Annotated in this window: 9 protein-coding genes; 5 read left to right on the forward strand and 4 right to left on the reverse strand. The window is 38.2% G+C overall.

All coding sequences use genetic code 11. The annotated features are described in order from the left end of the window. Positions 1-22 precede the first annotated feature (22 nt). Complete coding sequence (locus tag HMPREF2661_RS02655) at positions 23-1,855, forward strand: AAA family ATPase (RefSeq protein ID WP_070822270.1); 1,833 nt, start codon at positions 23-25, stop codon at positions 1,853-1,855. Positions 1,856-1,918: 63 nt separating this feature from the next. After that, positions 1,919-2,782 carry a DNA adenine methylase gene (locus HMPREF2661_RS02660; protein WP_009116833.1) on the forward strand — a complete coding sequence of 288 codons (864 nt, stop codon included), beginning with the start codon at positions 1,919-1,921 and terminating at the stop codon, positions 2,780-2,782. Positions 2,783-2,819: 37 nt separating this feature from the next. On the opposite strand, the gene HMPREF2661_RS02665 is transcribed toward HMPREF2661_RS02660, so the two are convergent. The 4 genes from HMPREF2661_RS02665 to HMPREF2661_RS02680 are packed head-to-tail and all read right to left on the reverse strand — an operon-like array spanning position 2,820 to position 7,313. Further along, on the reverse strand, positions 2,820-3,860 hold the full coding sequence (locus HMPREF2661_RS02665) for a TniQ family protein (RefSeq protein ID WP_070822271.1): 1,041 nt from the start codon (positions 3,858-3,860) through the stop codon (positions 2,820-2,822). 2 nt (positions 3,861-3,862) lie between these two features. Next, positions 3,863-4,756, reverse strand: coding sequence for a TniB family NTP-binding protein (locus HMPREF2661_RS02670; RefSeq protein ID WP_070822272.1), 894 nt, complete (start codon positions 4,754-4,756; stop codon positions 3,863-3,865). Continuing rightward, the gene (locus HMPREF2661_RS02675) at positions 4,753-6,654 is read right to left on the reverse strand and encodes a Mu transposase C-terminal domain-containing protein (protein ID WP_234398651.1); all 1,902 of its coding nucleotides are present in this window, start codon (positions 6,652-6,654) and stop codon (positions 4,753-4,755) included. The genes HMPREF2661_RS02670 and HMPREF2661_RS02675 overlap by 4 nt, the downstream gene beginning before the upstream one ends. Then, the gene (locus tag HMPREF2661_RS02680) at positions 6,651-7,313 is read right to left on the reverse strand and encodes a heteromeric transposase endonuclease subunit TnsA (RefSeq protein ID WP_070822274.1); all 663 of its coding nucleotides are present in this window, start codon (positions 7,311-7,313) and stop codon (positions 6,651-6,653) included. Before HMPREF2661_RS02680 ends, HMPREF2661_RS02675 begins: the two co-directional genes overlap by 4 nt. Positions 7,314-8,031: 718 nt before the next feature. Between HMPREF2661_RS02680 and HMPREF2661_RS02685 the strand changes: the two genes are divergently transcribed. The 3 genes from HMPREF2661_RS02685 to HMPREF2661_RS02695 are packed head-to-tail and all read left to right on the forward strand — an operon-like array spanning position 8,032 to position 10,397. Further along, positions 8,032-8,607 (forward strand): hypothetical protein, encoded by a 576-nt coding sequence (locus HMPREF2661_RS02685; protein ID WP_234398652.1) that lies wholly within the window; start codon positions 8,032-8,034, stop codon positions 8,605-8,607. Further along, the gene (locus tag HMPREF2661_RS02690) at positions 8,604-9,863 is read left to right on the forward strand and encodes a hypothetical protein (protein ID WP_049359052.1); all 1,260 of its coding nucleotides are present in this window, start codon (positions 8,604-8,606) and stop codon (positions 9,861-9,863) included. The genes HMPREF2661_RS02685 and HMPREF2661_RS02690 overlap by 4 nt, the downstream gene beginning before the upstream one ends. Positions 9,864-9,872: 9 nt before the next feature. After that, positions 9,873-10,397, forward strand: a complete 525-nt coding sequence (locus HMPREF2661_RS02695; RefSeq protein WP_049323184.1) for a hypothetical protein — start codon at positions 9,873-9,875, stop codon at positions 10,395-10,397. Positions 10,398-10,885 lie beyond the last annotated feature (488 nt).

Below are 10,885 nucleotides of genomic sequence, written 5' to 3' on the forward strand. Positions count from 1 at the left end.
AAGTTAAGTTGAGAATAATAAAATGAAACTAAAAAAAATATCTTTCGATGAAAAAGGATTTCGTAAGTTAAAGAATATTGAAATTCCCATTGCTCCGTATATTACAGCAATTGCAGGACATAATGGCATTGGAAAATCTACTATATTAGGTTTGATTGCTAACTGCTCTGGACTTTCTAAAGGGGAGAAAAGTTTTTTCGGAAAAGTATTTCAATCTAATTTTCAAGAAGCTTTCCATTTGGACTACTTTCAAGATTATGACAACTACCTTATAAAGGGGACTAAAAAAGCAGATACGCCTAAGGTTACCGTTCAATATCATGTCGAGACAAACCAAGATGGCAGCTTTATTGAACTCAATAAAATATGTGCAGTAAGTATACAAAAACATGCTATCAAGGAGCGGCTCTATAAAAATCATATGATTAAGGTACCGGAAGATAAGCATATAGATCCAAATCATTCTCTTGATTTAGAAGATTTTGATAATAATTCATTATCTTCATCTTCTGAACCACTAATTAATATCTGGCGGCTACGTATTATTCCACGAACACAACAATTACCTAATACTCCAGAGATAGAGGTGTTGGATGAAAAACTTAAAGGAGCTGGTAAAATGCCAATTCCTACCCTGTACTTGGGAATGAGTAGAATGACACCTATTGGTGAGTTTGATGCGGAACTTATCGATAAAAAAACCATTAAAAAAATGAATGGAGAAGACAAAAACTTTATTGTTAATTCTTTTAAAGATGTATTGTATTTTGATGAATCTGATAATGAAATTACAGCTCACTCTTTTTCGAGCTCTAAAAAAAGCTCATATCTCCCTTCTTTTCCATATCATTCTTTTACAGTTTCGTTGGGACAAGATTCACTTAGCTCAATAGTGACTGCCTTAGCTTCATTCAACTATTTAAAAAGAACCTCCCCTCAAACTTATAGTGGAGGTATTTTGGTAATTGATGAGGTTGACGCTGGACTACACCCTAGAGCCCAAGAAAAACTGATAAATTTACTTCATACACAAGCTAGGAAACTTAATCTTCAAATTATCTTAACCACACATTCATTAACTGTCATTAAAACTATCCTGTCCAAAAACGAACATCCAGGAGAGAAGGTAAATGGTGTTGTTTACTTACAAGACTCAAACTTTCCTAGGATTATGGAAAATCCCACATATACAAAAATTAAAAATGATATGCTTGTGTTAGCCCCTCTTGAAGATAAGCCAGAAACAATAAAGCTTTATTTTGAAGATGATGAAGCATTATTTTTCTTTAAACAGATATTAAAATACAAAAATATCATTCATGATAAAGACTACTTTGGGAAAGAACTGGAACTGATCAGCTTAAGTGTCGGATGTAATATTTTATTGGATCTACATAAAGGAGATTCATATTTTCAAAGTGTTATTTTAATTCCAGATAATGATGTTTTCTCTAGTGAGTCCAATCGAAAAACAATTGAAGAAAACCCAAATATATGTCCATTGCCAAATGACTCCACTTTCACTGACAACACAAGACATACTGAACGCAATCCGGAGATGATTCTATATCGTTTCTTGCAAAGAAAGCTTGAAGGACATAATGATAACTTCTGGAAACAGATGCCTGGTGCCTATACAAGCGACTATGTTAGAGACAGGGTTATGACTCTAACATCAAATTCTAATCGGGATGAGAATAAAAAATGGTTTCAAGATAATGTGAACTTTATTGAAAAAAGTGGCATCATTGAAAAGTGGTGCGGAGAAAATGAAACACAAGTAGATATGTTTTTAGAGAGAATTGTTGAAGCAGTAAATATTGTTTCATGTTCTAAAAGTTACCGTCAAAATTAGCTGGCCAAATAGATTAGCTTACTTTATAATCAACAACTAAACAGATAGTAAAAAGGTTTCTCAATGGCTGGACATTCCAATCCTCTTACCCCTCTACGTTACCCTGGAGGGAAAGGGGCTTTTGCACCTTTCGTAAGGGCTGTAATGGATGTCAACAATCTAACGGGAGGGCACTATCTTGAGCCTTTTGCTGGTGGATGTGGCGTGGCTTTAGATCTACTTTTCAATCAATATTGCTCTGACATCCATATTAATGATTTGGATTTAGCTATTTATAACTTTTGGAACTCTATTACGAACGATTCAGAAAATTTTCTAGCACTCTTGTATGATGTGCCACTATCTGTTGAAGAATGGGAAAAACAAAAAATTATATTGCAGCATCCGGAAGAATATTCTTCGTTGGCTCATGGGTTTGCTGCTTTCTATCTAAATAGAACCAACCGGTCGGGTATTTTAAAAGCTGGAGTAATTGGAGGGAAAAGTCAAAATGGAACTTATAAACTAGATGCCCGATTCAATAAAGAACGATTGTCCAAATTGATTATTCGCATTGCGAAATATGCAAATCATATCCACATATACAATGAAGATGCTTTATCATTGCTGCAAAAAGTAAATACCTTACTACCAGAGAAATCACTTATTTATCTAGATCCGCCATATTATGTAAAGGGACAAGGACTGTATAGGAATTTTTATAATCATAATGACCATGTCAATATTTGTAATGCCTTAGGTTCTGTGAATCGAAAATGGATAGTCTCGTATGATAATTGCTCTGAAATAAAAAAAATCTATCAGAAGTACAGGCAGGATGAGTATTTTTTGACCTATTGTGCATACAATAAGGTAAAAGGATCTGAGATCATGATTTATGGAAAGGACATAAATATCCCAGAAAAGAGACTATTAATCAATAAATAAATGGGGAATTATAAGAAAATATTTTTTATAGTAACTGTTATTTTAAATGTTGTTTACGATAAAGATTTTTCCTGCTGTTTCTGTTTAAAGTGGCAACTAGTTTTCTGAATTCTTCTGGACAATCATCAAAATCTTTCAGCATATGGTTATAGCGCAAAACACCATCTTTCCATGCCTGAAAGAGATTGTCCGGATAATTATCCATCAGCCACCAACATAAATCCAAAGTATGGTGGCGTTCGATCAGTCCTCTGCTTTCCCATGCTGTACGCTTGCTTTTATCAATTTTTTGTGGTTGTGAACCGGTTTTTAGGCATAAATAGGAATATAATTTCGGTGCCAGTCGTTGTGAAGTTAATAGCGTGACAAAGTGGTGCAATATTTTCAAACTGTCTCTATAACTGTTTTGTGAACTTTCTACCGGGTAGTGTTCCAACCAAACTAACAGTCTTCGCCATTGTTCAAGTGTATTACCACTCCAAGCTGTAACGGGTTGTGTTTCTGTACAAGCCAAGTCGGTTTTACACTGCCAGCAGAATTTGAGGGGCCGAAACGCTGTTTCTTGCATATTTCCCATCTCTTGCCGATGGAATGCAACACCCGCACCGCAATGTGAACATCGGTCGTGAAGTATCACTTTGTGCTTTGGGCAAAAGGTATAGCAGGCAACACGCCATGACACCCTAAAATAAGGTTCATAGTCTTCTGCCAAGCACAATGGACAGAACAATAAACCGTATCCTACGCGTTTCCGATGGTATATCTGCAAACTGTTTACCCACGTCAGATGTCCTGATGGACGTACTTTGTCAAACAAAATGCCCTGAAAACGCCGTAGTGAAGTTCTATCGATTTTCTCCGCACTTATTCCGCTTTTTTCACTTAGCTTTGTAACTATCCACTCTGGAATATATCTGTCAATATCCCGATTCCATATCTCATAATTGTTCCCAAAGACTAAGTTGCAAAATGTCTGAACTTTTAGTCCGTTCGCATGTGCCGTTCGAACCAGCCATGAAGACAGTAGTTCATTATGATACGGATGGGGATGTGCTGGCCAAAGATGTAAGTCAGACATATCTAAGCCAGTTTGTCTATTTGCCGCTTCCGCTCAGTAGGTGTTACCCAGCCGATTGAATCAAGCACTTCATGATTTATTTGTTCCGTTTCATTTTGTACAGCAGTTGCGGCAGCTTCTGTCAGTACCCGAGATAGCTCTCCAATATATCCTTCGCTCATATTGTACAATCTGACGGCAAGTTCTCTCGTTTGCAGTTCAGACGGTCTTTTCAGGGGGATCATTCTTTCAAAGCTAACCAATAACCGAAGAAAATTTCTATCTAAGTTCCATCTAGGCAGAACAGCCGGTTCGAATCGGTTGGATAACTGCGGATCAGTTTGCAACGCACGGAAAGCATCCTTAGTGCCTATACCGACAATCGGTATTTGTAAATCGTTTCCTAGATATTTGATGACATTCAGAAAAGCCCTTTGCCGGTTCATGCTACCAGCCAAGATATGATGGATTTCGTCAATAATCAGCATTCTAGTTTGCATACGTTTGAGTAAGTGTATGACTTGAGTCTGCTTCTTATCTATTCTGTCATGCGATTTATATGGTGCAAAGATTGCATCTAAAATAGTATTGTAAAATCTTCCTTCATCCGGAACAGGTGGAGCCTGAACCAGCAGTACAGGAACCAATACACTGTCACCATCTAAATTTAGGTCAGCAGGATGTTTTCTCAAAAAACGGTGAGCCAGCATGGTTTTACCGTTATTGGTATCTCCGACAATCAGAAGATTCGGCATACGGTGGATTTTGGGATAAACCAAAAGATCTTCCAGTTTGTTCAAAATGTGCTCAGCTTGGGGATAACCTATCCAATGCGGCGAACGGATGTGCCAGATGCGTTCCTCTGTATCAACATCCAAATATGTGGCGGTTTTTTTGTGCAAATGAGGATATTTCATGACAAATCATCCAAGTCGTCAAACGGCTGTACATTTTCAAAAGACATTTCAGTCTCCAGCGAATCCATTTGCGGAAAAGCAGTGGCTGTATTATTGATACCGTTATTCTCTTTGGGAACCGGTTTGGTTATAGCAATACTTTCATTATTTTTACGTCGTTGCATCGCTCTGCGTACCGCTTTGGTTTTGCCTTGAGCTTGTTCTTCCATCTCGCGCATCTTGCCATAAGCTGAAAAAATCATTCTTTCGTCAATGTTGGATTTGTGTTCCTGTTTGAGTTGGCGGTTGATTTCTCTTAACTCCCAAATACTCATAACTGGATGGGAACTGTCCCGGTAAGGGATAGCAAAATAGCTATTCAATTCAGGGTCAAAAAACCAGATTACGCTGAGATCACGAGGGTCAAATCGAAACACAAACTGACGAGCCCTTTTCGGGTTTCCCGGTTCTGTTGCACCAATCCAAGTGCGAAGTACATCATGCCAATAATGAATTTTATGGATGGATACGCCATATTGTTGAACGGTTCTCATTTCAAAAGGCATGAAATCCAATCGGAATTTGGTTTCATCTAAGACTTTAGGCGGCATACCCGTTCCCGGGAGAGAGTCCGTACCGAATATACCTTCTTTATATTTGGCCATCGGCGACATACCCAATGCTGAATGCATCCTCTGGTGATACACACCGGTAATGAAAGTTGTCAGCCATTTTTCAAATTCTGACAGTGTAAATACTGCACTGTCTTCGGAATCATAATTACGACGTTCGACAACATTGGAAAAAGTCGTACCGGGCAAAGTATGTATTTCCTGTAAAACCGTACCCAGCAGTCGCTCTATATGACCACCGAAATGTGGCCGCGCCACCGGACGCCATTCAATGTCGATACCGTATTGTTTACAGGCTTTTTCCAATACTTTGCCGTGAAACTCCCTTGCATTGTCCAAATGGATTTTTCGTGGTAATCCCCAACACGGCCACAAGCCTTCCACTTCATGCTGGGCAAGCCATTTTTCTTTTGTCAGTACAGAATGAGCTAGACACAATCCTGCCGATAATGCACTAGGTGGATCAAAGGAAATGTAGAATCCGGGAATCATCCGGCTGAACACATCAACTGCCATTGTGATCCACGGGCGACCAATTGGTTTACGGTAAACATCATCCACCAGAATAATATCTAGTTTCGTATGGTCTATCTGAATGACCGCCAACGGAAAATCCGCATTGGGAAAACTGCCCTTAGACGGTTTAAACTGCTCCTCAGCAGCTTTTTTCCCCTGTCTTTTCGCTATCTTAAACTGAGGATCCAGCTTGCTGATGCGGGCACGGATAGTATTGTTATGAGGATATGCCAATCCTACATCCAAGCATTGCCGCTTGATCTCGTTAATTATTTGTTGGACTGGCTTTTTTTGTTTGGTCAGATATTCTTTTTCAATAACGGATTGGACGATCTCTTCGACATTGCTGTTAATACGATAGCAACCTTTATCTTTTCGGTGTTGTTTGAATAAACCCGTCAGCAAACCTGTTTCGTGGTATTGCCGAAGCCAGCGGTAAATGGTATTGGCATGAACACCAAACTGTGCAGCTCTTTCTTCAACAGCTTTCTTCGTCCGTTTTTTATCGTCCAGTAAAGGCTTGATAATCTCAAAACGTTTTGTTGCCGTGGCCCATTCTTGTGCATCGATGGTACTTAAATCTTGGGTGGAAGGAGGTTCATTCGTTATGGAGGACAACTCCGCCACTTTAACTTGATAAGTTTTACGGCTTTCTACCTCAGTCAGCAAAACCGCGTCCAAATCCACAATGTTTGTAATTACACAGCAGATCCCGTTAAATTCGACCATTGCTCCCGGTCGAATATCTAACACAGCCTTTCCGGTATTCATCGCTTTCTCCATAATGGAGAATTCATCGTCAGCGGTAGGTTCAAATCTGCACCGATTTCTCCTACGGCCACTAGATACCATAACACTGGTAAAATTTTTGCCTGATTCCACTCATCTTGAAAAACAGCTGCAACTAGCTCTCTCGGAGTAGCTGTTTTAAGCTCTTTTAATTTTTGGTCAAGTAGTACCATATATGGCTCGTAATATTCATGCACAACGGCATTCCGCATATAGGGCAGCAGAAATCGCACGTTTTGAAGATAGACTGTATGAATTTCAACTTCAGTGACCAGTTTGAACATCCAGCCCTTTTGTCGGCAAAATGCTCTTGCTGCCTTAAATTTTGGCTGCCATACTGACCAGTTTTTCCTCAAATCGCTTCGGTATTTGACTTCATAGAGAATTATCGTAACAGGTTGCCGACTAGGTTTGTAGTGCACCAAAACATCAGGTGTGTACATATGCTTTTTGCCGGAATCATCAAACCATTCGATAGAAACCGGTTGTACCTCGAAGCGGATTACATCGGGACAAAACTCCAATAAACTAAAGAAATCCCGTTCCAAAGAAGATTCATAAGCTGCGCAGCCTACAGACTTAGAATGGGCGGCCATTCCAGTGATATTACGGTAATTTTTAGGAATTTTTCTGACAGGCATGATAATTCAGTCTCAAATATCGTTGTAATTTTGACTTAAGGATAAATTTTTAACCCGTTTAGCACTAAATAATAATGTAGAAAATAAAGTTTTAGGTCGTTTTAGCACCATTTAATGATAGAATTTACAGAAACCCACGGCGGGTGTAGCCATCACTAAGATATAAATAGCTAATGCCTTTACAACACAGCCTTTTCCTATCAAGAGTCGGGACTCAAACAAAGTTTTTTGGCTATTGATGGAAAAGGCTGTTTTATATTCGAATATAAATGATGAAAAAACTCTCCTTATCAGTATCTAGCTTACTATAATTAATTCTTTAGCCTTTACAGAGTGCCCCATTGATTTCCTTATTACTGTTCAGGTTCATAATAATCAAATCGTCTAACTTATAAAGCAGCTATACGTTTCTCTACTTATACCCTAGTACAAGTTGTCCATAATTACCTATATACAATAAACAAATGTAACTACAAAACAATCATTTCCCATCCAAGAATTCTTAAAAATACCTTCCCCCAACAATAAAGAAATGTCCAAAATGATTAATATGTTGATTCACTAGTTTATTCGTGTAAAATAAAAAGCCATCTGCACCAGTCTTTGGACTATCCCTCTATTCTAATAGGACAACCTAATGAAACCGATGATCGTATTATTGACTGCAGCCTTGCTTTCAATTTTCAGCATAAGTGCTTGCAGCAATTCGGAGAACAGTATGAGTATTCAACAAGAGACAGAAGCCAAATTTCATTTAAATCCTCAGCCTAAACAAGCATACCGCCTCAAGATTAAAATCAATGATGCCCCAGGCCCCTTAAAACTCATAGGAAAGATGGGCGTTGGCTATAAAGCTGAGGATTGCACATACATCATCAATAAAATTGAAGGTGCTCCCGCCCATCCTGAAAAAAATGTACAGTTTGATATCCATCAAATCAATGAGTTTGAATATGAATCCATTGTATATGCAGATGCTGTTTTAAATGAAGACTACTTTGGCGACGGAGTTTGTCATTGGAACCCAGAAGGATTTGGTTTTTCACTATCAGCAACGGGTAAACCTGAAGAAACCAGATTCAATTTTAGCGATATATTGGAAAAGCTACTGAGTAAAAAAACACTAACGCAATATTTCTCAACACGACCATATCCTTTTTCAAAAAAAGAAGACGGTACTATTTATATTGATAATCCCACTCATTACGGAATAACACCCTCAGAGCTATATAATCCAAATCAAGACAAAGAAAAATTCAGCATCACCGTTTCTTTAGAGGAAATTCGACCATGAGTGAAATTACTAGACAGCAACATGCCGATTTGGCTATAGATGCTTATACCTCACGCTCCGTTACCAAAGGAAACGAAACTATTAAAATCGGAGGTAATGAATATAAAGTAGCTGCTGTATGGAATAATCCGAGAACTGGATATTATGGTGCCGTATATCAAGATGTCCGTACCAATGACTTTATTGCTGCCCATAGAGGAACCGCGATCAGTCTTAAGGATTTGAGTGATGGGTATACAGACTTAAAAATGGTTACCCGGAGTATGAATAATCAATCAGCCGATGCAGAAAAACTAACACGCATGGCTATTTCAAAAGCAGAAGAGTTTCATCGTAATCGCCCATATCTACCCAAACCTTCTGTTACTCATACCGGACATTCACTCGGTGGAACACACGCTCAAATTCAAACATACCGCTTTGGCCATGAAGGAGTGACCTTTAATGCATATGGCGCTGTCCTTATGCATGGTGTACGACAGGGTAACGGTAATGTAACCAATTACGTTAAAGCTGCAGATGCCGTTTCTGCTGCTAATCCGCATTACGGTAAAGTTATCATTCTAGCCGAACAAGACGACCTTGCCCCTTTAAAAAAATCTGGCTATAACAATAAAAGCAATACGTCTGTTTACCATGCGGTGACTGCAGCAGCAAGAGCATTTAAAGCTCACTCATCTGATCATTTTGTGGGTAAAGATTCGATCCTTTCTGAACATAATTACACTCGTGCTCGCCAATTAGCGGAAGCAAATAAATTTATGATTTCAGACTATCGAGGTGATGTAGCTACCTCAAAAACTTTATTTGCTGCAGTCAGTTTTGCGAATGCCAATCTTTACGAAAAAATGAAAATCATGCGTAACATGACAGAAAAATTTGATAGAGATCAGGAAAAGATTAAAGAGCTTATTAATAGTACGCCTACTCCAAAATCTATATTCGATAGTCGGTCAATGCATCTTATGCAAGATAAGGGTAAACATCCTCATAGCGATAAAACTATTTATGCTGATGCAAATAAACTTGATCTTAGCAAACCTTTAGCTTCAAATGCTTCCTCTAAAGAATTCCGTGAATACGGTTTTGCAGCATTATTAGCAGACGACAAAACAATGCAACATTCGCTAGACAGTCTACTTGCTTCCAACATTAATCGAGGTTTACAACAAAATACGGAAAAAATGTTCCAGGAGCAAGAAAATATGAGATTAGCCGAAGAGCAATCAAAATCTTCAGGTATCGTCCGAAGTTAAGGAAAACATATGGATCTAGACCAAAAAATTGATCATCTGACTGATAATATCATTGCTTTAGCTGGACAAACGGAAAAGCGGGCAAAAAATGCTGAACTATTAATTTCACAAGCATTCCAAGAATTGAATACAGCAACTACCGATTTGAACCGCTCAGCAGATACTATTAAGCAAACAGCCGCAGAAGAAGTACATCGTGGTTTAAATCAGTCAGTAGATAAATTTACCGAAAGGATGGAGACAAGTGGAAGATGGTTGCTCGAAAATTCTCGTGAAATTGAAAAACAGCAGCAGCAATCAGCTAAAAATTTAAAATATTTGGTAATAGCATCAATCACTCTATTTTGCCTAACTGCTCTATTATGTTTAGGTACAATAGTTTATTCTATTCAACTGGCTAATACCCAGATAAAACGTATAGAATGGGTTGAGGAAATTAATAAAGCTATTGACAATGGTAAACTGATGCGATGTGGAGAGGATGGAGGTATTTGCACCAAAATAAAAGGCAAGTTAATCCGATTGGATCAATAAGTATTATTACGACCTAGCCAAAAACTGAGAATCAAATACAGGATTTCAGCTATTTTTGTTCCAAATCCCCCTTTATTTCCCCTCTCCTCCCTAAATATCCGATAATTGGCCATTCGGATTACCTTTTAGCTACTTAGTCTGAAAAATCAGTTTGCTGTTTTTTCAGACGGCCTTTATTTAATATGTAAAAACTCTTTAGTTTTCAAAAATGAACCTTAGTCGGACTCTAAAGAAAACTAAGAATTTAACACACTGATATTTATAATGAATTGAGAAAAAAAATGGGATTTATCCTTTTCCTCCTAATGGGTTTATGCTTAGTTGCAGCCGTCATTGCCTTTATCAGACTTGCTATATTCTACTCTAAGAAGCAGCTTGGAAAACAAGTTATTTTCTATGGTGTATTACTATCCATATTCCTACAGACCTTTATTTTTTTGAAATACGTCCGCATAAAAGAAGGGGCTGACGTAGATTAGCAGTTATGC

It is taken from the genome of Neisseria sp. HMSC061B04 (assembly GCF_001836705.1).
In the GTDB taxonomy this organism is placed as follows: Bacteria; Pseudomonadota; Gammaproteobacteria; order Burkholderiales; family Neisseriaceae; genus Neisseria.

Coding starts and splice junctions, on each gene's coding strand:
- HMPREF2661_RS02690 (WP_049359052.1), top strand. CDS start 8,604: ATGAGTGAAATTACTAGACAGCAACATGCCGATTTGGCTATAGATGCT.
- HMPREF2661_RS02660 (WP_009116833.1), top strand. CDS start 1,919: ATGGCTGGACATTCCAATCCTCTTACCCCTCTACGTTACCCTGGAGGG.
- HMPREF2661_RS02665 (WP_070822271.1), bottom strand. CDS start 3,860: ATGTCTGACTTACATCTTTGGCCAGCACATCCCCATCCGTATCATAAT.
- HMPREF2661_RS02695 (WP_049323184.1), top strand. CDS start 9,873: ATGGATCTAGACCAAAAAATTGATCATCTGACTGATAATATCATTGCT.
- HMPREF2661_RS02680 (WP_070822274.1), bottom strand. CDS start 7,313: ATGCCTGTCAGAAAAATTCCTAAAAATTACCGTAATATCACTGGAATG.
- HMPREF2661_RS02670 (WP_070822272.1), bottom strand. CDS start 4,756: ATGAAATATCCTCATTTGCACAAAAAAACCGCCACATATTTGGATGTT.
- HMPREF2661_RS02675 (WP_234398651.1), bottom strand. CDS start 6,654: ATGAATACCGGAAAGGCTGTGTTAGATATTCGACCGGGAGCAATGGTC.
- HMPREF2661_RS02685 (WP_234398652.1), top strand. CDS start 8,032: ATGAGTATTCAACAAGAGACAGAAGCCAAATTTCATTTAAATCCTCAG.
- HMPREF2661_RS02655 (WP_070822270.1), top strand. CDS start 23: ATGAAACTAAAAAAAATATCTTTCGATGAAAAAGGATTTCGTAAGTTA.